General features: G+C 64.0%; 24 protein-coding genes. 12 read left to right on the forward strand and 12 right to left on the reverse strand.

Going from position 1 to position 24795, the window contains the following annotated elements; all coding sequences use genetic code 11:
• Window positions 1–287: 287 nt before the first annotated feature.
• Window positions 288–1220 (reverse strand): polyphosphate kinase 2, encoded by a 933-nt coding sequence (gene ppk2, locus RFN28_RS30500; protein ID WP_320290853.1) that lies wholly within the window; start codon window positions 1218–1220, stop codon window positions 288–290.
• A gap of 269 nt (window positions 1221–1489) precedes the next feature.
• Here ppk2 and RFN28_RS30505 point away from each other — a divergent pair, with 269 nt between their 5' ends.
• Complete coding sequence (locus RFN28_RS30505; protein WP_320290854.1) at window positions 1490–2533, forward strand: aldo/keto reductase; 1044 nt, start codon at window positions 1490–1492, stop codon at window positions 2531–2533.
• Window positions 2534–2539: 6 nt separating this feature from the next.
• Here the strand turns inward: RFN28_RS30505 and RFN28_RS30510 are convergent, their stop codons facing one another.
• Window positions 2540–3511: a glycosyl transferase family 90 gene (locus RFN28_RS30510; RefSeq protein ID WP_320290855.1), complete on the reverse strand. Its 972-nt coding sequence runs from the start codon at window positions 3509–3511 to the stop codon at window positions 2540–2542.
• Between the two features lie 177 nt (window positions 3512–3688).
• On the opposite strand from RFN28_RS30510, the gene RFN28_RS30515 reads away from it, so the two are divergent.
• Complete coding sequence (locus RFN28_RS30515) at window positions 3689–3841, forward strand: hypothetical protein (protein WP_320290856.1); 153 nt, start codon at window positions 3689–3691, stop codon at window positions 3839–3841.
• 38 nt (window positions 3842–3879) lie between these two features.
• On the opposite strand, the gene RFN28_RS30520 is transcribed toward RFN28_RS30515, so the two are convergent.
• Both RFN28_RS30520 and RFN28_RS30525 read right to left on the reverse strand, forming a co-directional pair.
• Complete coding sequence (locus RFN28_RS30520; protein WP_320290857.1) at window positions 3880–4140, reverse strand: DUF982 domain-containing protein; 261 nt, start codon at window positions 4138–4140, stop codon at window positions 3880–3882.
• Between the two features lie 59 nt (window positions 4141–4199).
• Complete coding sequence (locus RFN28_RS30525) at window positions 4200–4865, reverse strand: GntR family transcriptional regulator (RefSeq protein WP_320290858.1); 666 nt, start codon at window positions 4863–4865, stop codon at window positions 4200–4202.
• Between the two features lie 118 nt (window positions 4866–4983).
• Here RFN28_RS30525 and RFN28_RS30530 point away from each other — a divergent pair, with 118 nt between their 5' ends.
• Both RFN28_RS30530 and RFN28_RS30535 read left to right on the forward strand, forming a co-directional pair.
• Complete coding sequence (locus RFN28_RS30530) at window positions 4984–6237, forward strand: multidrug efflux MFS transporter (RefSeq protein WP_320290890.1); 1254 nt, start codon at window positions 4984–4986, stop codon at window positions 6235–6237.
• Between the two features lie 35 nt (window positions 6238–6272).
• Entirely contained in the window at window positions 6273–6647 is a 375-nt protein-coding gene (locus RFN28_RS30535; RefSeq protein WP_320290859.1) for a DUF423 domain-containing protein, read from the forward strand.
• A 49-nt stretch (window positions 6648–6696) separates the two neighbouring features.
• On the opposite strand, the gene RFN28_RS30540 is transcribed toward RFN28_RS30535, so the two are convergent.
• Window positions 6697–6831: a hypothetical protein gene (locus tag RFN28_RS30540; protein ID WP_320290860.1), complete on the reverse strand. Its 135-nt coding sequence runs from the start codon at window positions 6829–6831 to the stop codon at window positions 6697–6699.
• A 57-nt stretch (window positions 6832–6888) separates the two neighbouring features.
• Entirely contained in the window at window positions 6889–7032 is a 144-nt protein-coding gene (locus tag RFN28_RS30545; RefSeq protein ID WP_320290861.1) for a hypothetical protein, read from the reverse strand.
• 180 nt (window positions 7033–7212) lie between these two features.
• On the opposite strand from RFN28_RS30545, the gene RFN28_RS30550 reads away from it, so the two are divergent.
• Window positions 7213–8292 carry a LacI family DNA-binding transcriptional regulator gene (locus tag RFN28_RS30550; RefSeq protein WP_320290862.1) on the forward strand — a complete coding sequence of 360 codons (1080 nt, stop codon included), beginning with the start codon at window positions 7213–7215 and terminating at the stop codon, window positions 8290–8292.
• Window positions 8293–8403: 111 nt separating this feature from the next.
• Here RFN28_RS30550 and RFN28_RS30555 read toward each other — a convergent pair whose 3' ends face one another.
• Entirely contained in the window at window positions 8404–9681 is a 1278-nt protein-coding gene (locus RFN28_RS30555) for an OpgC family protein (RefSeq protein WP_320290863.1), read from the reverse strand.
• 202 nt (window positions 9682–9883) lie between these two features.
• Here RFN28_RS30555 and RFN28_RS30560 point away from each other — a divergent pair, with 202 nt between their 5' ends.
• Complete coding sequence (locus RFN28_RS30560) at window positions 9884–10546, forward strand: alpha/beta hydrolase (RefSeq protein ID WP_320290864.1); 663 nt, start codon at window positions 9884–9886, stop codon at window positions 10544–10546.
• Window positions 10547–10569: 23 nt separating this feature from the next.
• On the opposite strand, the gene sthA is transcribed toward RFN28_RS30560, so the two are convergent.
• Complete coding sequence (gene sthA, locus RFN28_RS30565) at window positions 10570–11958, reverse strand: Si-specific NAD(P)(+) transhydrogenase (RefSeq protein WP_320290865.1); 1389 nt, start codon at window positions 11956–11958, stop codon at window positions 10570–10572.
• 184 nt (window positions 11959–12142) lie between these two features.
• Between sthA and RFN28_RS30570 the strand changes: the two genes are divergently transcribed.
• The 4 genes from RFN28_RS30570 (at window position 12143) to RFN28_RS30585 (ending at window position 15328) form a co-directional block, all read left to right on the forward strand.
• Complete coding sequence (locus tag RFN28_RS30570) at window positions 12143–12826, forward strand: methyltransferase family protein (protein WP_320290866.1); 684 nt, start codon at window positions 12143–12145, stop codon at window positions 12824–12826.
• Window positions 12827–12926: 100 nt separating this feature from the next.
• Window positions 12927–13397, forward strand: coding sequence for an RDD family protein (locus RFN28_RS30575; protein WP_320290867.1), 471 nt, complete (start codon window positions 12927–12929; stop codon window positions 13395–13397).
• Between the two features lie 143 nt (window positions 13398–13540).
• Window positions 13541–14305, forward strand: coding sequence for an arginyltransferase (locus RFN28_RS30580; protein ID WP_320290868.1), 765 nt, complete (start codon window positions 13541–13543; stop codon window positions 14303–14305).
• 126 nt (window positions 14306–14431) lie between these two features.
• Window positions 14432–15328, forward strand: coding sequence for a DMT family transporter (locus tag RFN28_RS30585; protein ID WP_320290869.1), 897 nt, complete (start codon window positions 14432–14434; stop codon window positions 15326–15328).
• On the opposite strand, the gene RFN28_RS30590 is transcribed toward RFN28_RS30585, so the two are convergent.
• Together RFN28_RS30590 and parC are read right to left on the reverse strand one after the other, a co-directional pair.
• Window positions 15316–16515 (reverse strand): AI-2E family transporter, encoded by a 1200-nt coding sequence (locus RFN28_RS30590; RefSeq protein WP_320290870.1) that lies wholly within the window; start codon window positions 16513–16515, stop codon window positions 15316–15318. The genes RFN28_RS30585 and RFN28_RS30590 overlap by 13 nt on opposite strands.
• Before the next feature lie 281 nt (window positions 16516–16796).
• On the reverse strand, window positions 16797–19052 hold the full coding sequence (gene parC, locus RFN28_RS30595; protein ID WP_320290871.1) for a DNA topoisomerase IV subunit A: 2256 nt from the start codon (window positions 19050–19052) through the stop codon (window positions 16797–16799).
• A 417-nt stretch (window positions 19053–19469) separates the two neighbouring features.
• On the opposite strand from parC, the gene RFN28_RS30600 reads away from it, so the two are divergent.
• Complete coding sequence (locus RFN28_RS30600) at window positions 19470–20660, forward strand: aq_1923 C-terminal domain (protein WP_320290872.1); 1191 nt, start codon at window positions 19470–19472, stop codon at window positions 20658–20660.
• 99 nt (window positions 20661–20759) lie between these two features.
• Here RFN28_RS30600 and aspS read toward each other — a convergent pair whose 3' ends face one another.
• Together aspS and RFN28_RS30610 are read right to left on the reverse strand one after the other, a co-directional pair.
• Window positions 20760–22550: an aspartate--tRNA ligase gene (gene aspS, locus RFN28_RS30605; protein ID WP_320290891.1), complete on the reverse strand. Its 1791-nt coding sequence runs from the start codon at window positions 22548–22550 to the stop codon at window positions 20760–20762.
• Window positions 22551–22688: 138 nt separating this feature from the next.
• On the reverse strand, window positions 22689–23447 hold the full coding sequence (locus tag RFN28_RS30610; RefSeq protein ID WP_320290873.1) for a DeoR/GlpR family DNA-binding transcription regulator: 759 nt from the start codon (window positions 23445–23447) through the stop codon (window positions 22689–22691).
• 110 nt (window positions 23448–23557) lie between these two features.
• Between RFN28_RS30610 and RFN28_RS30615 the strand changes: the two genes are divergently transcribed.
• Window positions 23558–24781 carry an MFS transporter gene (locus RFN28_RS30615; protein ID WP_320290874.1) on the forward strand — a complete coding sequence of 408 codons (1224 nt, stop codon included), beginning with the start codon at window positions 23558–23560 and terminating at the stop codon, window positions 24779–24781.
• Window positions 24782–24795 lie beyond the last annotated feature (14 nt).

A 24795-nucleotide genomic window follows, 5' to 3' on the forward strand; every position in this document is an offset into this window, starting at 1 on the left:
TCTTCTTTCTGGCTCATCACGCTTCTGGCCTCGAATGGCATCCCGAACCCCCTCGCGCAAAACGCGCAAAACTGTTCGCGATGTCCTCGCACACCTGTTCGCGATGTCCCCAGTCCAAACACCCCAGGGGGAGAAGGGGGCCTCGCGAACCGAGGTCGGATGAGGAGGTGCTCCAGCTTGGCAATAGCCTTCAAATCGCCACCGCCTCATTTCTTCCAACACCCCTCATCTGTCTCGGCGCTACGCGCCGATCCTCCTTCTCCCGAAAGGGAGAAGGAGGGGCGCCCTTAATACTTCTGCGGCACGTAGAGCTCGCGCGGCAGCACCTGGCGCTCGTAGTCCGGGTTGAAGACGCGCTCGGGCAGCGTGATCTCCTCATGCGGCACGTCCTCATAGGGCATCTGCTGCAAGAGGTGGTCGATGCAATTCAGCCGAGCCCGCTTCTTGTCGTTGCCCTCGACGATGAACCAGGGCGCTTCCTTGATGTTGGTACGGGCGAAGGTCTCTTCCTTGGCCTTGGTGTACTGCTCCCAGCGCACGCGCGACTGCAGGTCCATCGGCGACAGCTTCCACTGCTTCATCGGATCGTGGATGCGCATCAGGAAGCGCATCTGCTGCTCCTCGTCGGTGATGGAGAACCAGTATTTCACCAGCGTGATGCCGGAGCGCACCAGCATGCGCTCGAATTCCGGTACGTCGCGGAAAAATTCCTCAACCTGCTCCGGGTTGGCGAAGCCCATAACCCGCTCGACGCCGGAGCGATTGTACCAGGAGCGGTCGAACAGCACGATCTCGCCGCCGGCCGGCAGATGCGGCACGTAGCGCTGGAAATACCATTGCGACTTCTCGCGCTCGGTCGGCGCCGGCAATGCCACGACGCGGCAGATGCGCGGGTTGAGCCGCTGCGTGATGCGTTTGATGACGCCGCCCTTGCCGGCTGAGTCGCGGCCCTCGAAGACCACCACCAGTTTCTTCTTGTGATAGGCGACCCAGGACTGCAGCTTGATCAGCTCCGCCTGCAGCCGCAGCAGCTCGCGGAAATAGGTCTGGCGCTCGATGGAAGGCGGGTGCGCGTCCTTGTAGATCCTGGCGATCTCCAGAGACAGCGCCGGCTCGGAAATCTCCAGCTCATAATCCTCGTCGAGCGTGTCGGCGAGTTCGGCTTCCAGCCAGTCCCTGGCCCCCGATTCCGGCCCGGAATTCGGTCTGAGTTCGTTCATCGCGCTGCTCCTGCCTGTCAGCTACCGTCGCCTCGGGTGCGGTCCGGCCACGGCCGGAAACGCCACTCCCTAAGCCGACTGAGATACAGAGGCGCAATGACGGTTTTATTGCAACCGTCGGCGCGGTCGGGCGTTGGCTTAGCCGATATGCAATCGACCCGTATCGATGATGGGGCGACAGGCCGGCGGAATTGTCCTACAAATACCCTCACCTTTTCCGGCGCCCAAAACTGCGCGCCTCTTCAAATCAAAATCGCGAGGACTTGGACATGGAATACCGCACCCTTGGCCGTTCCGGCCTGAAGGTTTCGACGCTCACCCTTGGCACGATGACCTTCGGCGGCACCGGCCCGTTCGCCGCCGTCGGCAATTCCGATCTTTCCGAAGCCAAGCGCATCATCGACACCTGCATCGATGCCGGCATCAACCTCATCGACACCGCCAATGTCTACTCCAGCGGCCTGTCGGAAGAGATTGTTGGCGAGGCGCTCGGCGGCAAGCGCAAGAACGATGTGCTGATCGCTTCCAAGGCGCGCATGCGGATCGGCAGCGGCCCCAACGACGAAGGCCTGTCGCGCCATCATCTCATCCGCGAATGCGAGCGGAGCCTGAAGCGGCTCAAGACCGATGTCATCGATATCTATTTCCTGCACGAATGGGACGGCGTCACGCCGCTTGAGGAGACGATTGCCGCGCTCGACACCTTGGTCAGCCAGGGCAAGGTCCGCTATGTCGGCTGCTCCAACTATTCGGGCTGGCAGGTGATGAAGGGGCTGGCGATCAGCGACCGCCATCATCAGCCACGCTTCGTCACCCAGCAGATCCACTACACGCTGGAAGCGCGCGAGGCCGAGTATGAATTGCTGCCGATCTCGGTTGACCAAGGCCTTGGCGTGTTGGTGTGGAGCCCGCTGGCCGGCGGCCTGCTGTCGGGCAAATACCGCCGCGACAGCCCGACGGCGCGGCAGCTCGGCGGCTGGTCCGAGCCGCCGATCCGCGACGAAGACAGGCTGTGGCGCATCGTCGACGTGCTGGTCGAGATCGGCAAGGCGCGGGGCGTGTCGGCCGCGCAGGTGGCGCTCGCCTGGCTGCTCGGCCGACCGGCCGTGAGCTCGCTGGTGATCGGCGCCCGCAACGAAACCCAGCTCAAGGACAACCTTGCCGCAGCAAGCCTGACGCTGTCGCTCGACGAGCGCCTGCGCCTCGATGCCGTCAGCCGGCCGCCGGTGCTTTACCCCTACTGGCACCAGCAATTCACGGCCAAGGACCGGTTCGGCCCGGCCGATCTGGTGCTCGACCGCAGCGGGACCTGAGAGGCGTCAACCCGTGATGTAGCGCCAGATTTCGGGATCTGGATCGATCTGGCCGCTCAGCACGAAATATTTGTAAAGGACGAGCAGCGAGACCGCCCGCTCGTCCTTTTCGTTGCTGAACCTGCGGCAATAGGCGTTGGCGGCGGCGATGATGCGCTGGGCCTCCGCAGGGTGTTTTTCGAAATAGGCTACCTTGTCGGCGACATCGGAAAAATCCGGCGCCAACGGCACGTAATGCACACTGGCCTCGATCTGCGCTTCGGCGAACCAGGTCTCGTAGGTCGGCGGCGGCATCAGGCAGAGCGAATTCGAGCTCATGATCCATTTGAGGTTAGTCGCCACATCGTTGCCTTCGAGTGAGACGATGTAGCGGTAGCGCCGCTGCTGCTCGATGGTCAGGTAAGGCCTGTGATATTCCGGCTTCGCTGTCTTCTTTGGGGTCCCGACATCGCAGAGCGGCAGGTGGCGCACGGCCTCCAGGAACCCGGTCCGAATCGGGTTGTTGAGCTCGCCCCGCCACACGACGCTCGGGCGCTTGTCGGCGAAGCCCACCTTGTCGCGGGGCATCCGGAAGTGGCGGAACTTGTCGAGCTTCATGATCACGGCGTTGCCGTTGTCGCCCCTGATCGGCCGATCCTTGACGATCGCCGGCACCTTGGGCACGTCGACGACATCGCCGAACTCGAGATCGATGAGCAGGTCGCGATCGAAATAGCGGGCGAATTCCTTCAGGTCGTAATAGTACATGCTCCCGAAGCTGGGAATTCGACCGGCCGGCACCGCCGCCGCGCTCGGCACGAAGCTGTGGTCGAGCCTGTTGTAGTAGTTGACGCGGTCGCGCACCGTTTCGCCTGAGAGTTTCGCCTGCCGCAGCCGGCTGGCCAGGCGCTGGCGAAAGAGAGCCTGCGGCACGACATCGCGCGTGATGTTGCGTATGAAATAAAATACCCGCGCTGCGGTGCGTAAGGGCGAGGCCATGCCGTCCGTCGTTTCAAAGATTGGTGACGTTGTATTCCCGGTGCCCCCTACAGCATTGTGCCGGCGCGGTTGCAAGCCCCGGCCCGCGATGCCCAAGGAAGCCCATCGCTCCCAATGGCTGTTGTGTTTGCCGACCAATGCTCTTAGGCAGGGCAAGGTACAATGGAAGGAAGCGATATGGCGCGAGCACCCAACTACGGACAGGAACGCAAGGAGCGCGAACGGCAGAAGGCTGCCAAGAAAGCCGAGAAGCTGGCGGCCAAGACTGCCGCCAAGAAGCATTCGACATCCGAGAGCAAGACCGACGCCGGAATGAAGACGGCCCAATAGGGGTTCCTCAGCCATCCGAACCAGATCCGTTTCGCGCTTTAGCCCGGCGCCTTGTCACTGACGAAGACGTTCACTTCGCGGGCAGCAGCAATGAAGGCACGCCGCGCGCTCATGGCAGGCTTGTCGCCCGCCAGGGCATCGTGACAAGCCTGCAACGCCTCGCGATGCTTGGGACTGCGTTTGCCGGGCCAGCTGTTGAGCAGGTAATCCGAAGCCTCGCGGGCCGAGCGCAGGAGCTGATTGGTCCCCGTCGTGGCCGACTTGACGGTCACGGGTATTTCAAACCGGTTGTTTTCCATCGCTGCTCTTACGCCATCGGCGTTTGCGAAGCGAGGCCCAAAATGTCCGCGCTCGCAAATCAGGCGGCGACGACGGCGAAGCCCCTGGCACGCAAGCCGCGCCGGTCGTCGTGCAGCGACGTCACCAGCCGGTCGCGGCTGCCAGCGATATGAGCAGCGAGCAGCCGCGCCGCCTCGTTGGCGTCGCCGGCGCGCACGGCCGCGAGGATGGCATGGTGCTCAGCCCAGGCCCGGCTAAGCGCCGCTTCGTCGCGCACTTCCAGCCAGCGGGCGCGCGACAGCCTGGTCATCGCGTCACGCACGGCTTTCAGCAGGAACTCGTTGCCGGAAAGCCTGGCCAGCTCGATGTGGAAATCCATGCCGACGCGGTGCCATTCCTCACGCGGGGTGTCGGCATCGCAGGAATCGAGCATCGCCGCGATCACCTCGACCCCACTGCGATTCTCCAATGCCGCCGTCAACCTCACGGCCGCGACCTCGACCGCCTCGCGATAGACGGCGATCTGGCCAAGCTCGGCAAGGTTGATCGGCGCCACCGTCCAGCCGCGGCCGTCGCGGCCGACCAGCCCCTCGGTTTCGAGGCGCAGCAGCGCCGCCCTGACCGGCGTTCGCGAGGCGCCGAAGCGGCTTTCGATCCAGCGCTCGGTCAGCCGCTCGCCCGGGCCGATCTCCAGCCCAAGGATCATCTCGCGAAGCTGCCTTTCGACATTCTGCATCTGCGACATTTGTCGTTCCGCTCTTCGGCGCCGCATTGACAGCGGCGGGGTTGAGGTCCATGACGGATACTGAGTTGGTATCCCAAAATGGTATCCGGAACAAGACCGGATGACCGGGCAGCATGGCATGGCGGACGGCACCACGGAACAGAGCGGCTACAACGTCCATTGGCGGCGCAACCTCGCCGTCTGCCTCGCCGGCTCGTTCAGCACGCTGATTGCCATGACGCTGCTGTTGCCCTTCCTCCCGCTTTACGTTGAACAGCTCGGCGCCGAGGGGCACGCGGCGATCGTGCAATGGTCGGGCATTGCCTATGGCGCGACCTTTTTCGCCGCGGCGCTGGTCGCGCCGCTCTGGGGGCGGCTCGGCGACCGTTACGGCCGCAAGCTGATGCTGGTGCGGGCCTCGTTCGGCATGGCGATCTGCATGTCGCTGACCGGCATGGTCGAGAGCGTCTGGCAGCTGGTGCTGCTCAGGCTGCTGATCGGCTTTGCCGGCGGCTATTCCTCGGGATCGACCATTCTGGTGGCGATGCAGACGCCAAAGGACCGCTCGGGCTGGGCGCTCGGGGTGCTCTCGGCCGGCATCACGGCGGGCTCGCTGGTCGGCCCACTGCTCGGCGGCGCGCTGCCGCCGGTGATCGGCATCCGCGCCACCTTCCTGCTGTCCGGCGGCGTCATCTTCCTCGCCTTCCTGGCCACGACCTTCCTGATCAAGGAAAACCCGCGCCCGCCTGCGACCAAAGCCGTTTCGGCGGCGAAGCCGAAGAGCGGCTGGTCGCGGATCCCCGACAAGCGCCCGGTCGTGGCGATGCTTGCGACGGGCATGCTGCTCGCCTTCGCCACGATGTCGATCGAGCCGATCATCACCGTCTATGTGCAGCAGCTCATCGAGGACCAGAGCAAGGTGACGATGGTCGCCGGCGTGGTGATGTCGGCGGCAGCGCTCGGCACGATTCTTTCCTCGTCATGGCTGGGCAAGCTCGCCGACCGCGTCGGCCACTGGAACGTCGTCGTCGGTGCGCTCGCGGTCTCGGCGCTGCTGCTCATTCCACAAGCTTTCGTCACCGACGGCTGGCAGCTGATCGAACTGCGCTTCTTGATGGGTCTGGCGCTGGGCGGCCTGCTGCCCTGTATCACCAGCGTCATCCGCCACAACATTCCGGACGGCGTCGGCGGCAATGTGCTGGGATTGTCGATCTCGGCGCAATATGTCGGCCAGGTCGCGGGACCGCTCGCCGGCGGGTTCGTCGGCGGCCATTTCGGCATGCGGGCGGTATTCCTCGGCACTTCGGTGCTGATGGCAGCGGGAGCGGTCTACAACTGGATTGTCCAGTCGCGGCGGGCACGGCATATGCTGCTTGAAGCAGGCGAATCCTGATCGACGCGCCTGCCTCACCGAAGAGGAGCACTAAAATGAGCCTTGCCGGGCAACCATCAAACGGCGGCAGCCGTATCCTCGTGCTGGCGGGCGGGCTCGTCGGCGCGGCAGGCGTGGCGCTGTCGGCCGCCGCCGCACACCGCGGCGGCGCCTTCACCGGCACGGCCGCATCCTTCCTGCTGATGCATGCGCCGGCCTTCCTCGCCATCGGCCTTGCCGGCGGCAACCGGGGCCTCAGAATTGCAAGCCTGGTGCTACTCCTCGGCCTGCTGCTCTTCTCGGGCGACCTGCTCGCCCGCGATTTCCTGGGCTCGCGGCTGTTTCCGATGTCGGCGCCGATCGGCGGCACTCTTCTGATTGCCGGCTGGCTGGCGATCGCCGTCTCGGCGCTGTTGCGGCCACGGCCCTAGCTGGACCTATCCCGATCGGTGAGGCCCGTCAGTGCGGGACGAGGCGGGATTAGCGGCGCTCAGGACGCAATTTCCACCTGCGCGTCGGCTCCGCTGCGCGCAGCCGTTCCGGCCGGTCGGTCGCCGGCGAGATGCCCCAATAGTTGCGATAGATGTCCTGGAAAAGGTGGCTGATCGGATGCATGGCTGGTTTCCTCGGATTGAATCGATCCAAAATATCGACGCGAAAAAGGCTGCGTCCTCAGGCGCGCTTGCGCTCCACGACGAGGCGCGGCTCGCGCTTCCACGGGCTTGTCTTGCCTCGACGCCTTTCGCTGGTTGCGGCCGAGGCGATGCCCCAATCGTTGCGGTAGACGTCTTCGAACAGGTAGTTGACCGGATGCATGGCACCCCTCCATTCAAACCAGCTCTCTCGTTCGAGGGAGCAGTATTGGATCGATTCAAAGCATATGCCTGCAGCCTTCCAAGTCAAGCGGAAATTTGAATCGATCCAAGAAAAATGTTAGATGACCGGCTGCCATTCCGCGGTCATGTTCGTCAGGTGACCGGATTCGGAGGAAACGACATGGCATCAACCATCGAAGGCCAGGCGCGACCCATCCGGCTGGCGGATATCGCCAAGGCGGCCGGCGTCTCGCATGGCACGGCCTCCAATGTCTTCAGCCGTCCGGAGATCGTGCGGGCGGAAGTGCGCGAGCGGGTCAAAGCGGTGGCGGAGGCCATGGGTTATGCCGGACCCGACCCCAAGGGGCGCCTGCTGCGCGCCGGCAAGGTCAACGCCATCGGCGTCGGCACGACCGAACCCCTCTCCTATTTCTTCGAGGATCCCTTTGCCCGCGTCATGATGGCCGGCATCTCCGAAGCCTGCGACGCCACCGGTGCCGGCATCGCCCTGGTCTCGGCCGCCAACCAGGAAAAGCTTGCCTGGAACATCCAGAGCGCGCTCGTCGACGGCTTCATCCTGTTCTGCATCGAGGGCGGCTCGCGCCTTGTCGACCTGACGCGCGAGCGCAGACTGCCCTTCGTGGCACTAGAGCTCGGCTTTCACGATGAGACCATTTCGGCGATCGGCGTCGACAATATCGCCGGCGGGCGGCTCGCTGCACGCCATCTCGCCGAACTCGGCCATCGTTGCTTCGCGGTTCTGTCGCTGCCCCTCGGCGAGGACCGCAGCGGCTTCGTCACGCCGGAAATGGTCCGCTCGGCGGTCTATACGGGAACGCGCGATCGTCTCGCCGGCTATTTCGAGGAGCTGTCCCGCTTCGGCGTCGACACGACAAAGATTCCGATCTTCGAGACCGAAAACGAGGAAAAGAGCACCAAGGCCGGCCTCGAAGCGATCTTCGCGGGCGACGAGCGGCCAACCGCCATCCTGGCGATGTCTGACAGGATGGCCATGATCGCCATCGAATGGCTGACTGCGCGGGGCCTCAAGGTGCCGCAGGACGTTTCCATCGTCGGCTTCGACGGCGTGCCGGACGGCGCGCTGTGCGACCCGCCGCTGACCACGATCGCCCAGCCGATCACAGAGATCGGCCGGCGCGCAGCCCACATGATCCTCGACTTCGACGGCACGGTGCGGCGCGAGACGATGGGCGTCGAGCTCATCGTCAGGGCTTCGACAGGCCCTGCCCCGAAAGGCTAAAGCGCGTAGCGATCTTTCAGATTCGCTCCCATGCGCTTTAGGTTTTTTGATTTTGCGCATGTCTTTGTCCCGAAACCGGTTCCCACTTTCGGGAGACATGCTTTAACTGCCTCAGTATCCACCCGCCCTCACCGGCATTGGCTGCGCGCCGAAAGACGTGCGCGCGGGCTCGCCCCGCGCCGGCTTGGCGCGGGCCGGGCCGAGACCGGCGAGCCATTCGAGATACAGCGCCAGCGCGAACTGCATGGCGATGCCGGCGGCGATCAGCAGCGCGTCATAGGCGAGGCCGCCGGGATTGATCAGCTTCAGCACCTGCGCGGCCATGGCGAGCAGCGTTCCGGCGATGAACACCGGCAGCGAGCGCTTGCCGAGGATCGCCAGCGGATTATCGGGCCTGGCCCGGAAGAGGTTCGACACCGCCGGCAGGGCGACGACCAGGTAGCTGACCGCGAGGATATGCAGCAGCCTCGGCAACGACAGGAAGGTCTTGTCGAAGCCGCCGATCACCACCGGCAGATTGAACCAGGTGATATGACCCCAGAGCGGGCTGTGCACCCAGATCGCCGCGCCGACCACATAAACGCCGGCGACGCCCACCAGCCATCGGTTAACGGGAATGGTGCCGCCACGCTTGACATGCAGCATGGCCGCAAGGCCGATATTGAACAGGAACTGCCAGGACAGCGGGTTGAGGAACCAGAGACCCGGCTCGGGATAGTTCGGCGGCGCGATCTGCCAGATCCCGGCAACCAGCCATAGCAGCCCGGACGCGATCAGTGCCGCCACCGGCCGGTAGCTGACGAACAGCACGAAGGCCGGCGCCGCCAGAAGCAGCGCCGCATAGACCGGCAGGATGTTGTTGTAGCCGAGCTGATGGCCGAGCGTGACGATGCCGAGCAACACCTCCGGCGTGTTGCGCATCAGCGGCTCGATGTTGATCATCTTCAGCAGCTCCGGCCGGTGGGCAAATGCCGCCGCGGCGCAGAACATGGCGATCACCACCATGGTGATGACGATGTGGGCGACATAAAGCACGCCGGCGCGCCGCCACATTTTCAGGGTCGCCAGCAGCCTGCCGCCCGGCTTGAACTTGGTGCCGTAGGCAAGCGCAACCGCGATGCCGGAGATCAGCACGAAGGCCTCGGCCGCATCGGAGAAGCCGAGATTCTTGTAGGTCATGTTTTCGAAGATGGTGCCTGGCACATGGTCGACGAAAATGGTGAGCAAGGCGAGCGCGCGCAGCACATCGATACGCGTATCGCGATCGTTGATACGCGTATCGCGATCATCGATGCGCGTGGCGCGATCATTGATAAGCGTGCCGCGATCATTGATACGCGTGTCGCGATCATTGATACGCGTGTCGCGTTGAGAAACGGGAATTGTCATCGACAAAAGGCCTCAGAGCTGGTGTTTCATGTCCAGCAATGCGACCCCCGACGCACCGCTTCGATTCCTCCCGTGGGGAGCTTATCGGCGCAGAAACGGTCTGAAATGCGCCCGGTTCAATCAACTTTCGCGGAGCTTGAAAACATTCCGTTTTGAAGCCGGCAAATCAACAAAAAACTCATGAAATCAAATGGATATGAGCGTGTCCGAATATTTCGAGAAAAACAACATCCTGCACCGCGATCTTAGCTTTCCCTATCGGTTGCTGAGACCGGAAAATGCGAGCGGCGAATGCCTTTTCGTGCTGCATGGATCAGGCGTGGACGAAACGACGCTGGCGCCGCTGGCGAGGCAGATCGCGACTGGCGCTGTGCTTGTCGCGGCGCGCGGCCGCATCCGCCAGGAGGATGGTTTCCGCTGGTTCGAGCGACTCACCCCGACCAGCTTCGAGCAGTCGAGCATCCGTTCGGAGACGGCCGCCTTCGCCCAATTCACGGCCGAGGCCGCAAAGTTCCACGGGCTCGATCTCTCACGCGCGACCTTCCTCGGCTATTCGAACGGCGCCAATCTCGTCTCCACACTCATGCTGCTTTACCCCGGCCTCGTCAGGCAGGCGGCGCTGCTCAGGGCAATGCCTGTGCTCGATGACGCGCCGGCGACCGACCTTGCCGGGACGCGGGTGCTGATCATCGCCGGCGCCGCGGATCAGACCTACGGCCCCTTCGCGCCGGCCCTGGTGACGCTGCTGAGCGACCGCGGCGCCGAGGTCGATGCACGCATCGTCGCGTCGGGCCATGAATTTGGCAATGCCGACTCCGCGATCGTGCGGCAATGGCTTGCGGGGGTGCCGACGCCAGCCGCTTGACGAGAGATAGCCGCTTCAGCGGGCTACCCCTGCCCCATCCTGTTCCAGGCATCCAGGCCGGCGATCTTGTAGGCCTCGGCAAGCGTCGGATAATTGAAGGTGTTGTTGACGAAGAAGTCGACGGTGCCGCCGAGATTGATCACCGCCTGGCCGATATGGATGAGCTCGGTGGCGCCCTCGCCGACGATGTGGGCGCCGAGCAGGCGGCGCGTCTCGACCGAGAACAGGAGCTTCAGAAAGCCGGAGTTGACGCCCATGATGTGGCCGCGCGAAGTTTCCCGGAAGCGCGCAACGCCCACCTCATAGGCGATCCCGCTCTCGCGCACCTGCTCCTCCGACTGGCCGACGGTGGAGATTTCCGGCACGGCATAGATGCCATAGGGAAAGGTTTCCGGCGCCGGCGGCAAGGTGACGCCGAAAGCGTGACAGGCAGCCACCCGACCCTGCTCCATGGATGTCGAGGCCAGGCTTGGGAAGCCGATTACGTCGCCGGCGGCATAGATGTTCGGCGTACTGGTCTGGAACGTTTGCGGGTCGACCTTGATGCGACCTCTCCCATCGGCTTCGATGCCAACCATCTCCAGGCCGAGGCTGGCGACATTGCCGGTGCGACCGGCGGCGTAGAGCACCATCTCGGAACGGATGGTGCGGCCGTCGGTCAGCGTCACCTCGGCATGATCCGGCTTCGAAGCGATTTCCTTGACCGTGCTGCCGAGGCGAATGGTCATGCCGCGATCGCGCATCTGGTGGATGAAGTCGTCGACGATCTCGCGATCGATGAAATCGAGGATGGTGTTGCGCGGCTCGACCAGCGTGACCGGCACGTCGAGCGCCGAGAAGATGGTCGCATATTCGACGCCGATGACGCCGGCGCCGATCACCGTCAGCGTGCGCGGCAAATGGTGGAGTTCCAACATCTCGTCGCTGTCGAAGATGCGCTTCTTGTCGAAGGGCACGTCCCCTGGACGGTGCGGCCTGGTGCCCACGGCGATCAGCGCGTTGGCGAAACCGACTTCGCTGTAGTCACCGTTGTCCGCCGTCAGGCTGACGCGGTTGGGGCCAAGGAATTTCACGGCAGCGCGCGCACTCTTCACCGTATTGCGCATGAACTGGTGCTGCAGCACCTCGACCTCGTGATCGAGCGTCTTGTGCAGGCGCTCGATCAGGTCGCCGATCGAGATATCCTGCTTGACCCGATAGCCGCGTCCATAGAAGCCGCGTTCACGCCAGCCGGAGAGGTTGAGGACCGTCTCGCGCAGCGTTTTCGACGGGATGGTGCCGGTATGCACGGAGACCCCGCCGAGGCGACGGCCCCTGTCGACCACTAGCACCGATTTGCCAAGCTTGGCCGACTGTACCGCGGCGCGGCGTCCCGAGGGGCCGCTGCCGATGACGAGCATGTCGTAGTCCATTTCCCCGTTCCCCTTTGTGCGCCGCAACAAGCTAGACCGGGAAGAATGTCCTGTTCAACTGCCCGGATCGAGAACTCGCACGCCCTATCGGCGCGAAGAATGCTCAGGATGCAACCCAAGACCTTAACCGGACGGCAAGGCTTGCGTGCGAAGGTCGCGTTCGAGGGACGATCGGGGTGCTGAGTTGACGATTTTGAAAAACGATGCGCTGCCTGGCGCCGCAACGGGTTTCTTCACTGGGCTGCGGGCCAGTGAGGTTCTTACGGATTTGCGTGAGGGCCTGTTCCGCTTTGTCGCGCTCGCGGTCGCGGCAATCTTCGTCTATCGCGGCGTGCACAACCTTGTCATCGACTCGGGCCGCCTCAACGTCCTCCTGCTGCTGATTTCCGAAACGCTCACCTTCATCTGGCTGCTGCTCGCGCGCCGGCCGCTGGTGCGCGACTGGAACCCCTTCACCGTCTTCGTTGCGCTGACCGTCGGCTTCGGCTCCGGCATGATTTCGCTCGAGGAAGGCGTGGCCATCATCCCGCTCTATATCGCGGCCCCGCTGCAGTTCCTGGCGCTTTGGGTCGTCATCTGGGGAAAGATGTCGCTCGGCCGCTCCTTTGCCATCCTGCCCGCCAATCGCGGCGTCGTCACCGGCGGCGCCTATCGATATGTCAGGCATCCCATCTATGCCGGCTACCTGATGGGCCACATCCTCTTCCTGCTGTCGAGCTTCTCGATCTACAACTTCACCGTCTATGCGATCATCACGGTGTTCCAGGTCCACCGCATCCTGCGCGAGGAGCGCATCCTGGCGCTGACGCCGGAGTATCGCGACTATCTTGGCCGGGTTCGCTACCGTCTCATTCCCGGCATCTTCTGATATCGCGCCAGCGCGTCCGTTTCCTTGAATTCGAAGCCGCCCTCACCATCTGACAAGGGCGAGCGCCGCTTCATGCGGCTGCCGGCATTAAGGAACGGACATGAACGCACGCGTGCTTGACGGCGAGATCATCACCACAAGGTTCGAGGACACCCGCGCCTATCGCGGTGTGCGCACGAGGCGCATCTTCGCCTTCATCCTCGACTATTTCATTGTCGCGCTGCTGACCATTCCGTTCGCCATACTGGTCGCTGTGCTCGGGCTTTTGACCTTCGGCCTCGGCTGGGCGCTATTTTCGGTGCTGGTGCCGGCGGTTGCCATCCTCTACATCTGGAACACGCTGGGCAGTCGCGACCAGGCCACGACCGGCATGAAGATCATGGGCATCCGGCTCGACAGGCTCGACGGCACGCGCATTGACGGCCTGACCGCGGTGGTGCATTCGGTGCTGTTCTGGGCCGCGAACGTCATCCTGACGCCGCTGGTGCTGCTGGTCACGCTGTTTTCCGATCGCAAGCGCACGTTGCATGATCTGCTTTTGGGCACCGTGGTGACGCGCAGCGACATCTGACGTTGTCCGTGGCCGTCAGGCCGGTTCGCCGCTTTGTGCCCAAATATGAAGGCATTCCACAGGCCGAGGGCGCACAATCCTGTTGAATTTTTCCCCGCCCGGGCCAAAGGTAGGGCGATTCGCAGGAGCGTTTCCAGGAATCGATGACGCAGCATCCGACCCAGTCGCCGCAGTTCTTCCTGACCGCGCCGTCGCCGTGCCCGTATCTCGAGGGCCAGTTCGAGCGCAAGGTGTTCACGCACCTTGTCGGCGACAAGGCGCCCGAGATGAACGATCTCTTGACGCAAGGCGGCTTCCGGCGCTCCCAGAACATCGCCTACAGGCCGGCCTGCGAGTCCTGCCGCGCCTGCGTGTCGGTGCGGATCCTGGCGCAGGAATTCACCGCCAGCCGCAATATGCGCCGCGTGATCCAGCGCAATTCCGATCTCATCGGCGTCATGCACGACGCCCAGCCCTCGACCGAACAGTATTCGCTGTTCCGCGCCTATCTCGACGCCCGCCACCGGCGTGGCGGCATGTCCGACATGACGGTGCTCGACTATGCCATGATGGTCGAGGACACACATGTCGACACCAAGATCATCGAATACCGGCGCCGCGGCCCGGACACGTTCATCACCGGCAAGGGCCAGGGCGAGCTGATCGCCGTGGCGCTGACCGACAAGATGGCCGATGGCCTGTCGATGGTCTATTCCTACTTCAATCCCGATCTCGAGGACCGCTCGCTCGGCACCTTCATGATCCTCGACCACATCGCCCGCGCCAAGGCGATGGGACTGCCCCACGTCTATCTCGGCTACTGGGTCAACGGCTCGCGCAAGATGAGCTATAAGATGCGCTTCATGCCGCAGGAGCATCTCGGCCCGAAAGGCTGGGAACGCTACGACCACGAAGCGGTCACACGCTGATCCGCTTTCCAGCCTTTCATCCTTAACTGCTTCAAGGAGGAGGACGCTGGTCTTTCGGCCATTTGGCTGGAAGGACCGACGCCGGGGGTTCGTCACCTCCTTCATGCCGAATGCGAGACTTCAAGCGTGTCCAGCCATATCGACCATCAAAAGGGCCTCCTGATCACCGCCATCGGCGGGCTGGTGCTGACCTTCGACATTCCGCTGATCCGCCTCGCCGACGGCAGCGCCTGGACGATCCTGCTGTTGCGCACCGGAACCACTTTCGTTGCGGCTATGATCATCTGGGCGGTCTGGCGTTCCTGGAGCCGGAACGCGCCGCCGCTCATTCCCGGCTGGTCTGGGCTTGCGGCGGCGATCTGCTACGGGCTGACCTCGATCACCTTCATCACCGCCGTTTATCACACCTCGACAGCGGACCTCGTCTTCATCCTCGCCTTCAACACCGTCTTTTGCGCGCTGCTCTCGTGGCTCTTCCTCAAGGAGCGTCCGCGCGCCGGGACCATGATCGCCATGCTGGCGATGATCGTCGGCGTGCTCATTATCGTCGGCGGCTCCGTCGGCACGGGTAAGCTGTTCGGCGATTTCATGGCGCTCTGCTCGGCCTTCTTCGTCGCGCTCGCCATCACCATCTCGCGGGCGAGCGGCAAGGACATGGGCTTCACCTCGCTGGTGGGCGTCATCTTCCCGCTGGCGCTCGCCATGGTCATGGTCTCCGGCGAAGGGCTGCAGGTGAACGCGCCATGGTGGATCATCTTCAACGGCGCGGTGATCATGCCGATCTCGTTCTTCTGCCTGGCCGCCGGGCCGAAATACATTTCGGGGCCGGAAGTGGCGATGTTCTACCTGCTGGAGACGGTGCTGGCGCCGATCTGGGTATGGCTGGTCTTTGCCGAGGCGCCGACGCGCGACAGCCTGATCGGCGGCGCGATCCTGATCGTGACGCTGGTCGCGCATTCGTTCTGGCAATTGCATGAGGGCCGCAGGCGCCGCGCCGCGCTTGCGGTCGGTTATCCGGCCTGAATCTTCCTCGCCTCGGGCGCCGCCTCGATCCGTGGCGCCCCGCTCCCTTCATCGGCAGCGGGCGGAAGCTCGTCCATCATCTCGACCTCGCGCAGCCATTCGCGCCAGATGGCGACGAGCAGCGCCATCAGCACCGGGCCGATGAACAGGCCGAGGAAGCCCATCGTCTTGACGCCGCCGATCAGCCCGAAAAAGGTCGGCAGGAAGGGCAGCTTGATCGGCCCGCCCACCAGTTTGGGGCGCAGCGTCTTGTCGACGATGAAAAGCTCGACCGCGCCCCAAACGAACAGCGCCGTGCCGGCAAACAGCTTGCCGCTGGCGGCGAGGTAGATCGACACCAGCGTGAAGGAAAGCGGCGCGCCGCCGGGGATCAGCGCCATGATGCCGGTGAGCGCGCCGAGCGTCACCGGCGACGGCACGCCGGCCAGCCAGTAGGCGATGCCCAGCACCAGGCCTTCACCGATGGCGATGACGGTCATGCCGGTGACGGTCGACGAGATGGTGGCCGGCACGACGCGCGAGATGCGCTCCCAGCGGGTCGGCAGGATGCGCTCGCCGAGGCGATCGACCTGCGCCGCGAAAGCCTCGCCGTCGCGATAGGCGAAGAACAGCGCGATCAGCATGAAAAGCAGCGTGAGCAGCAGGCCGAAGGCGCTGCCGCCGGCCGCCAGCGCGCCACGGTAGATGGTGCCGATGTTGGAGCCGCTGACGAGTTGGATCAATTCGCCGATGCCGCCGGGATGGCCGAGATTGGTCGTCCACTGCTCGTTCAGCCACTCGCCGATCACGGGCATGGTGGCGATCCATTGCGGGGTTACCGAGCCATGGCGGTTGGTCTCGATCGCCCACACCACCCATTCGCGCAGCTCGTTTATGGCATAGGTGCCGGCAAGCGCGATCGGCACCACCAGGAAGGTGAGGATGAACAGGATGGCAAGCGTCGCGGCGATCGTCCGGTTGCCGCCGACTGCGGCGAGCAGGCGCCGGTAGAGCGGCCAGCTGGCGAAGGCGATGACGAGCGCCGCCAGGACCGGGAACAGGAAGCCGTGGAAGAAATAGACGCCGGCGGCGACGATCAGCACCAGGAGCCAGCGCGCCGCCGAAAGCGGCGGAATGACGGCCGCCCTGAGCGGCGTCGACAGACCGAACAGTCGCTGCCCCGGTTTCTGGATTTCAGCCCGCTTCAACCCGGCGTTTCCCTACCCAGTTCGATGAGCGCTTATGCACCATCATAGTGCAGCAATCGTGACGATAGTCCAAATAGCGACTTTTCCTTCTCCCCTTGTGGGAGAAGGTGGTTCGGCGCACAGCGCCGAGACCGATGAGGGGTGCTGGAAGAAACTCGGCGCCAAGACATTCAAGGATTTGAAGCGTTTACGTCCGAGAGGCAGCGATCCGTCCAACACCCCTCATCCGGCCGAGCTTCGCTCGTCCACCTTCTCCCACAAGGGGAGAAGGATAGGTCGCGCTATCCAAACTTCCCCGTCCTCGGGAACCCCTTCGGCACCATGCGGCCGGCGGCGGCGCGGGCGCCGATCCATTCGGCGAGTTCCTCGCGCGACTTGGTGAAGGTGCGGTCGGCCGAATCTTGCCAGGTCAGCCCCGTCTCCAGCGTGAAGGTCTTCAGGTCCAGCACGCCGCCATCCTTGTATTTCTGCAGGCGCACGCCCTTGCCGCGCGCCATTTCCGGGATTTCGGAGAGCGGGAAGATCAGCATCTTACGGTTCTCGCCAACGATGGCGAGATGGTCGCCCGCGACCGGAACGCAGCGCTTGGCCTCGTCCGGCGCCTTGACGTTCATCACCTGCTTGCCCTTGCGGGTGTTGGCGACGACCTCTTCCTCGGAAACGACGAAGCCATTGGCATCGTAGGAGACGAGCAGCAGCTTGCGCTTCGGATCGTGGACGAAGGCGGTGACGATGTCCTGGTCATTCTCCATGTCGACGATGATGCGGATCGGCTCGCCATGGCCACGCCCGCCCGGCAGCCGGTCGGCGCCGATGGTGTAGAACTTGCCGCCGGTGGTGAAGACCAGGATCTTGTCCGTGGTCTGCGCATGGAAGGCGAGCTTCAGGCTGTCGCCTTCCTTGAAGGCAAGCGTCGAATGGTCGGTCAGGTGTCCCTTCATCGCCCGCAACCAGCCCTTTTCCGATACCACGACGGTGACCGGCTCGCGCTCGATCATGGCATGCGCGATGTCGGTGAGATCATGCTCGGGCGCGTCGGCGAACTGGGTGCGGCGCCTGCCGAGCTCGGTCTCGGGACCGAACTTGTCGCGGATGTTGGCGACTTCCCACTTGATCGTCGCCCATTGCTTGGCATCGGATGCAAGCAGCGCCTCGATCTGCTTCTTCTCCTCGGTGAGGCCGTCATGCTCCTTGCGGATCTCGATCTCTTCGAGCTTGCGCAGGGCCCGCAGCCGCATGTTGAGGATGGCTTCGGCCTGGTTGTCGGTGAGCGACCAGCGGGCCATCATCACCTGCTTGGGCTCATCCTCCTCACGGATGATCCTGATCACCTCGTCGATGTTGAGGTAGGCGATCAGATAACCGGCGAGGATTTCCAGGCGTTTCTCGATCTCACCCAGCCGATATCTCGAACGGCGGATAAGCACGTCGCGGCGATGGTCGAGCCATTCCTTGAGCACGCCCTTGAGCGAGAGGACGTTCGGCACCTTGCCGCGCGACAGCACGTTCATGTTGAGCGGGAAGCGGCTCTCGAGCTCGGTGAGCTTGAACAGCGATTCCATCAGGATGCCCGGATCGACGGTGCGGCTCTTCGGCACCAGCACGATGCGGATGTCCTCCGCGCTTTCGTCGCGGATGTCTTCGAGCAGCGGCAGCTTGCGCGCCATCAACAGCTCGGCGATCTTCTCGATCAGCCTGGCCTTCTGGACGCCGTAGGGGATCTCGGTGACGACGATGCTCCAGGTGCCCCTGCCCTGGTCCTCCTGGTTCCATTTGGAGCGGACACGAAAACCGCCGCGGCCGCTCTCATAGGCTTCGAGGATCGAGGCGCGGCTGTCGACGATGATGCCGCCGGTCGGAAAATCCGGTCCCTGGACGAACTCCATCAGCTTCGCCACGGGCGCGTCCGGATGCTCGATCAAATGAAGCGCCGCGTCGCAAAGCTCGGCGGCGTTGTGCGGCGGGATCGAGGTCGCCATGCCCACCGCAATGCCGGACGAGCCGTTGGCGAGCAGGTTCGGGAAGGCGCCGGGCAGAACGGACGGCTCCTCGTCCTCCTCATTGTAGGTCGGCCGGTAGTCTACGGCGTCCTCGGTGATGCCGGCGAGCAGGTCGGTCGCCACCTCGGTCATGCGCGCTTCGGTGTAGCGCATGGCGGCGGCGTTATCGCCGTCGATGTTGCCGAAATTGCCCTGCCCGTCGACCAGCGGGTAGCGCATGGAAAAATCCTGCGCGAGGCGCACCAGCGCGTCGTAGATCGACTGGTCGCCATGCGGATGGAACTTGCCCATCACCTCGCCGACGATGCGGGCACATTTGGCGAAACCCTGGTCGGGGTTGAGCCGCAAGAGCCGCATGGCATGCATGATGCGGCGATGGACCGGCTTCAGTCCGTCGCGCACATCCGGCAATGCCCGGTGCATGATGGTCGACAGCGCATAGGCGAGATAGCGCTTCTCGAGCGCTTCCTTCAGATCGACCGGTTCGATGTTGTCGCCACCGCCATTGTCATCAGGCGGCAAATGCCTCTTTCCCATGGATTTGGACTAGCCGAGCGGGTGATTCGCGGCAAGCGCCGGGTTGGAGGTCGGCGGATTCGTCGCGCGCACGAGTGCGCATGCAGGGCCGCAAACCGGCGATGTGAAGGATTTCACGGAAGCGGCAAGGCGAACATTTCAGTTTGCCACCAATCTGCAACAGGCTTCGGCGGCACGTGGGCTCCGGCCAACATCAATCTGTTACATGCGCGCTCTATCCGGGCATGCAACGCGCCGGCGGAGCGGAACCGCGGTCTTCACGACAAATTCACCGCGCCATGCGAAGCGTATCGGCCGAATTTGCTTTTCGTCGCCGTTTTCGACAAATGGGCCGGAACGCCTTTTTCCCGTCCCGTTCGTCACGGAATGGTGATGGAGCAGGAACTTAAAACACTTTTCAGGACAGGGAACTCGCCAATGACAATCCAACGCTCAATGCTCAAGAAACTGGCTTTCTCGACATTTCTGCTGACGCTGCCGCTCAATGCCGCCTTCGCCGCCGATCCGGCCGTGGCCGAGCGCGTCAAGTCCATGCTTGCCGCCCAAGGGGTCGATATCTCCTGGACCGGCGTCTCCGGCGACGGTTCCAGCGTGACGCTGCAGGGCGTATCCATCAAGCCGGCCGCCGAGAAGGAAGCGCTGCCGATCGGTGACGTAAAGTTGGAGGGCGTCAGCGAAGCCGATGGCGGCTTCGACATCGCGACCGTATCGACCTCCGCCTTCCAGCGCACCCAGGACGGCGTGACGCTCGATCTCAGCCCCTTCGTCATCCACGACATGAAGGTGCCGGCCGAAGGCAGCACCGACCCGCTCGGGTCGCTGATGATGTACAAGTCGGCCGAGCTCTCCAACATGACGGTCAAGGTCGGCGACAAAACGGCTTTCTCGATGGACGGCCTTTCCGTCCAGATCACCCCGCCGGCCGACGGCAAGGCGATGGACTTCACCGCCAGCACGGGAAAGTTCAATGCCGACCTGACGCTGGTCGACGACCCGAAGTCGAAGGAAGCGATCGACGCACTGGGTTACCAGAACATCTCCGGCAACATCTCGATGGCAGGCACCTGGCAGCCCAGCGACGGCAAGATGGAGCTGTCGAAATATGACATCGCCGTCGACAATGCCGGCAAGCTCGGCATGACCTTCAATCTCGGCGGCTACACGCTCGACTTCATCAAGTCGATGCAGGCCATGCAGAAGCAGCTCGCCGCGCAGCCCGAGGGCGCCGACAATTCGGCGCAGGGCATGGCCATGCTCGGCCTCTTGCAGCAGCTTTCCTTCAACGGCGCATCGGTCCGCTTCGAAGACGCCTCGCTGACCGGCAAGGTGCTCGATTATGTCGGCAAGCAGCAGGGCATGTCGGCCAAGGACGTCGCCAACCAGGCCAAGGCGATCGTGCCGTTCGGCATGGCGCAGCTCAACAATCCCGAGCTGACGGCCGAGGTGTCGGCAGCGGTCAACAAGTTCCTCGACGATCCGAAGAGCCTCGAGATCTCGGCCGAACCGCCGGCCTCGGTGCCGTTCGCGCTGATCATGGCGGGCGCCATGTCCAACCCGCTCGACCTGCCCAAGACGCTCGGCGTCAAGGTCAAGGCGAACGAGAACTGATCAGGCGAAGCGGCTAAGCAAAAAGCCCGGCAGCGATGCCGGGCTTTTTTGTTGTCCGAGATCGATTCTTCAAGCTGGCGAAACGCTTGGACGCGGTTCCTAACCTTCCTTCTTCGCGACCGCGACGCGCAGCTGCAGCTCGCGAAGCTGCTGCGGGGTCGCTTCCGAGGGAGCGTTCATCAACAGGTCATAGGCCTGCTGGTTCATCGGGAACATCGTGACCTCGCGCAGGTTCTTGGCGCCGACGAGCAGCATGACGATGCGGTCGATGCCGGCCGCCATGCCGCCATGCGGCGGCGCGCCATACTGGAAGGCGCGGTAGAGGCCGCCGAAACGCTCCTCGACCATCTTGCGATCCAGCCCGACGATCTCGAAAGCCTTGACCATGGTTTCCGGCAGATGGTTGCGGATGCCGCCGGAAGCGATCTCGAAGCCGTTGCAGACCATGTCGTACTGGAACGCCTTGATGCTGAGCGGATCCTCGCCCTTGAGCGCGTCGATGCCGCCCTGCGGCATGGAGAACGGATTGTGGCCGAAATCGACGCGCTTCTCCTCTTCGTTCCATTCGAAGAAGGGAAAGTCGACGATCCAGCACAGTTCGAAGCGGTCGCGGTCGACAAGGTTCAGTTCCTCGCCGGCACGCGTGCGCGCCGCGCCCGCGAAGGCGACGAACTTCTTCGGGTCGCCGGCGACGAAGAAGGCGGCGTCGCCGTCGGCAAGGCCGAGCTGCTGGCGGATCGCTTCGGTGCGCTCCTCGCCGATGTTCTTGGCGATCGGTCCGGCACCCTCGAGCTTGTCACCCTCCTTGCGCCAGAAGATGTAGCCGAGGCCCGGCTGGCCCTCGCTCTGCGCCCAGGAGTTCATGCGGTCGCAGAAGGCGCGGCTGCCGCCGGTCTTGGCCGGAATAGCCCAGATCTCGGCCTTGGCATCGTTGGCCAGGATGTTGGCGAAGACCTTGAAGCCGGAATCGCGAAAATGATCCGAGACCGCCTGCATCTCGATCGGATTGCGCAGATCCGGCTTGTCGGTGCCGTAGGTGCGCATCGCCTCGTCATAGGGAATGCGGCGGAATTTCTGGGTCACCGGCTTGCCGGCGGCGAAGGTCTCGAAGACTGCGCGGAGGACAGGCTCCATCGTGCTTAGCACGTCGTCCTGCTCGACAAAGCTCATCTCGAGGTCGAGCTGGTAGAACTCGCCGGGCAGACGGTCGGCGCGCGGATCCTCGTCGCGGAAGCAGGGCGCGATCTGGAAGTAGCGGTCGAAGCCGGAGACCATGATCAGCTGCTTGTACTGCTGCGGCGCCTGCGGCAGGGCATAGAAATTGCCGGGATGGATGCGCGACGGCACCAGGAAGTCGCGCGCGCCTTCGGGCGACGACGCGGTCAGGATCGGCGTCGAGAATTCGGTGAAGCCGACCTCGCCCATGCGCTTGCGCATCTCGGCGATGATCCTGGTACGCGCCATGATGTTCTTGTGCAGCGTGTCGCGGCGCAGGTCGAGGAAACGGTATTTGAGGCGGATGTCTTCCGGATAGTCCGGCTCGCCGAACACCGGCAGCGGCAGTTCCTTCGCCGCCGACAGCACTTCGATCTCGCGCGCGAAAATCTCGATCTCACCGGTCGGCAGGTTCGGGTTGACGGTCTCCGGCAGGCGCGCCTTGACCTCGCCGTCCACGCGGATCACCCATTCGCCGCGCACGGTCTCGGCCGCCTTGAAGGCCGGCGAATCCGGATCGGCGACGATCTGGGTCAGGCCATAATGGTCGCGCAGGTCGATAAAGAGCAGCCCGCCATGGTCGCGCACACGATGCACCCAGCCTGACAGGCGGACGGAATTGCCGACGTCGGTCTTTCTCAATTGGGCACAGGTATGGCTGCGGTAACGATGCATAGTCATTGGTGGAGTCCGGATTTGCGGGCGAAAAGCCCGGCTCGAAAATTGGCGCGAAAAGCGCATGAGAGGCCGGCTTTGTCAAGGCAAGCGGTCACACTCGGGCAAGCGGTCACACAGGCCCGAGGCTTTGGCTGATCACGCGAAGCGGATTTCAGCGCCCTGCCGCTGGAAATGGGCGAGGATGTCAGCCGGCGCCGTCCTTTCCACCACCAGATGGCGGATCGCGTCGGGTGCCGCGACACGATAAGGCGCCGAGGTGGCGAGCTTGTCGTTGGTGGCGGCGATGACGATGCCGGCGCTGTTTCTCGCCATGGCGCGCTTCACTTCGGCCTCCGCCGAATCGAAGGCGGTGACGCCGCGCGAGGCATCGAGGCCGCATGAGCCGAGGAAGAACAGATCGGCGCCGAGCTGCGCCACGGCGGCAAGCGTGTCGCCGCCGACGCAGGTGCCGAGGTCCCGCACATATCGGCCGCCGAGCATGATCAGTTCGACCGACGGCAGATCGGCGAGAGCCGATGCGACGCCCAGCGAATTGGTGGCCACCGTCAGCTCGATATCGCGCGGGATCGCCCTGGCGATCGCCTCGTTGGTCGTGCCGCCATCGATAAACAGGGTCTTTCCCGATGTGAGCACGCCTACCGCGGCCTTCGCCAGGCGCAGCTTCTCCTCGACCGCGTGACTGCTGCGCTGGCTGATCGTTGCCGCGGCGAACGGCGCCAAGGCGACCGCGCCGCCATAGACGCGGCGCAACTGCCCGGCTTTGGCGAGTTCCCGCAGGTCGCGACGCACCGTGTCTTCCGAGACGCCGAAGCGGCCGGCGAGATCGCCGGCCAGCACCTTGCCATCCGCCGCCAGCCGGTCGCGAATGAATTGGTGTCGTTCCTCGGTCAGCATGCACGATCCTATTTCTTTGTGCATGTTATTGCATGATTTGCATGTTTATGCAAGAAACGTCACAACGGATCGGCTGTGCCGCCTCACCCTTCCCCGATGGAAATGTCGCAATGACTTTTGGCTTGAAGCTCGCCCCTCAGCACCGCGTCTATGCCGGTTTCGCGATCTACTCCTTCGCCATGGGCAACATTTTCCCGCGCCTGCCGGACATCAAGCGCGCCATGGCGATCGAGGACGGCACGCTGGGACTCAGCCTGATCGGGACGCCGATCGGCACCTTGACCGCGCTGACGCTCGCCGCGCCGCTTCTGGAGCGTGTCGGCTTTCGCCGCGCGCTGCTCTGGCTCGTCCCGCTTCTGGCGCTCGTCTACGCCCTGGCCGTAAATGCGCCGGGCCCGGTCGCGCTGTTCCTGATGCTGCTGCCGGTCGGCCTGATGATCGGCAGCGTCGAGATCATCCTCAATGTCGAGGCCGATAGGACGGAGTTCCTGCTCAAGCGCCGCATCATGAACCGGGCGCATTCGTTCTGGAGCGCGGGCTTCTTCGGTGCCGGGCTGTTCGGCGGTGCCCTGGCGCATCTCGGCCTGTCGCCGCAGCTACATCTGGCGCTGGTGGTGCCAATGGTGGCGGTTTCGATGGCGCTGTTTCTCGGCGGCTATCAGCCGGCGCCCGCCCGCTACGCCACCCATGGAGACAAGCCGCCGATGTTCGCGCGGCCGACGCTGCCGATCCTCGTCCTCGTCGCGGTGACGATTTCGGCGATGCTCCTGGAAGGCGCCAGCATCGATTGGTCGGCGATCTATATGCGCACGGTGTTCGACGCCGGCCCCTTCGTCGCCGGCTTCACGGTGGCGCTGTTTGCCTTCTCGCAGGCGACGACGCGCTTTTTCGCCGACTCCTTTGTCGAGCGCCATTCGCCGAGGGGCGTGGCGCGCGTGCTGCTCACGACAATGGCGGCCGGCGTGCTCGTCGTCTTTTTCTCGCCGGCGCCGGTCGTGTCGATGCTGGGTTTTGCCTTGTTGGGCATCGGCAGCAGCGCCATCTTCCCGCTGGCGATCTCGGCCGCCGCCCAGCGGACGGACCGCCCCGCGGCGATCAATGTCGCGGCGCTTTCGCAGATCTCCTTCATCGCCTTCCTGCTCGGTCCGCCGCTGCTCGGCTTCGTGTCGGACCATTGGGGAATCCGTTCGGCCTATGGCATCGGCATCCCGTTCATCGCGCTCAGCCTGCTGACCGCGGGCTCGCTCGGCCGGCGGCCGGCCAAGTCCGCCGTGCCGGCGGACGAAGCGCCCGATCCGGCGCGGAAGATGCTGCCGCAAGCCGGCGAGGCATGAGCGGCCCTTCCGTT

This window comes from Mesorhizobium album (assembly GCF_033977205.1).
GTDB lineage: Bacteria > Pseudomonadota > Alphaproteobacteria > Rhizobiales > Rhizobiaceae > Mesorhizobium > Mesorhizobium album.

Coding starts and splice junctions, on each gene's coding strand:
- RFN28_RS30600 (WP_320290872.1), top strand. CDS start 19,470: ATGACAATCCAACGCTCAATGCTCAAGAAACTGGCTTTCTCGACATTT.
- RFN28_RS30540 (WP_320290860.1), bottom strand. CDS start 6,831: ATGCATCCGATCAGCCACCTTTTCCAGGACATCTATCGCAACTATTGG.
- aspS (WP_320290891.1), bottom strand. CDS start 22,550: ATGCATCGTTACCGCAGCCATACCTGTGCCCAATTGAGAAAGACCGAC.
- parC (WP_320290871.1), bottom strand. CDS start 19,052: ATGGGAAAGAGGCATTTGCCGCCTGATGACAATGGCGGTGGCGACAAC.
- RFN28_RS30615 (WP_320290874.1), top strand. CDS start 23,558: ATGACTTTTGGCTTGAAGCTCGCCCCTCAGCACCGCGTCTATGCCGGT.
- RFN28_RS30535 (WP_320290859.1), top strand. CDS start 6,273: ATGAGCCTTGCCGGGCAACCATCAAACGGCGGCAGCCGTATCCTCGTG.
- sthA (WP_320290865.1), bottom strand. CDS start 11,958: ATGGACTACGACATGCTCGTCATCGGCAGCGGCCCCTCGGGACGCCGC.
- RFN28_RS30545 (WP_320290861.1), bottom strand. CDS start 7,032: ATGCATCCGGTCAACTACCTGTTCGAAGACGTCTACCGCAACGATTGG.
- ppk2 (WP_320290853.1), bottom strand. CDS start 1,220: ATGAACGAACTCAGACCGAATTCCGGGCCGGAATCGGGGGCCAGGGAC.
- RFN28_RS30515 (WP_320290856.1), top strand. CDS start 3,689: ATGGCGCGAGCACCCAACTACGGACAGGAACGCAAGGAGCGCGAACGG.
- RFN28_RS30520 (WP_320290857.1), bottom strand. CDS start 4,140: ATGGAAAACAACCGGTTTGAAATACCCGTGACCGTCAAGTCGGCCACG.
- RFN28_RS30575 (WP_320290867.1), top strand. CDS start 12,927: ATGAACGCACGCGTGCTTGACGGCGAGATCATCACCACAAGGTTCGAG.
- RFN28_RS30510 (WP_320290855.1), bottom strand. CDS start 3,511: ATGGCCTCGCCCTTACGCACCGCAGCGCGGGTATTTTATTTCATACGC.
- RFN28_RS30505 (WP_320290854.1), top strand. CDS start 1,490: ATGGAATACCGCACCCTTGGCCGTTCCGGCCTGAAGGTTTCGACGCTC.
- RFN28_RS30610 (WP_320290873.1), bottom strand. CDS start 23,447: ATGCTGACCGAGGAACGACACCAATTCATTCGCGACCGGCTGGCGGCG.
- RFN28_RS30525 (WP_320290858.1), bottom strand. CDS start 4,865: ATGTCGCAGATGCAGAATGTCGAAAGGCAGCTTCGCGAGATGATCCTT.
- RFN28_RS30550 (WP_320290862.1), top strand. CDS start 7,213: ATGGCATCAACCATCGAAGGCCAGGCGCGACCCATCCGGCTGGCGGAT.
- RFN28_RS30555 (WP_320290863.1), bottom strand. CDS start 9,681: ATGACAATTCCCGTTTCTCAACGCGACACGCGTATCAATGATCGCGAC.
- RFN28_RS30530 (WP_320290890.1), top strand. CDS start 4,984: ATGGCGGACGGCACCACGGAACAGAGCGGCTACAACGTCCATTGGCGG.
- RFN28_RS30580 (WP_320290868.1), top strand. CDS start 13,541: ATGACGCAGCATCCGACCCAGTCGCCGCAGTTCTTCCTGACCGCGCCG.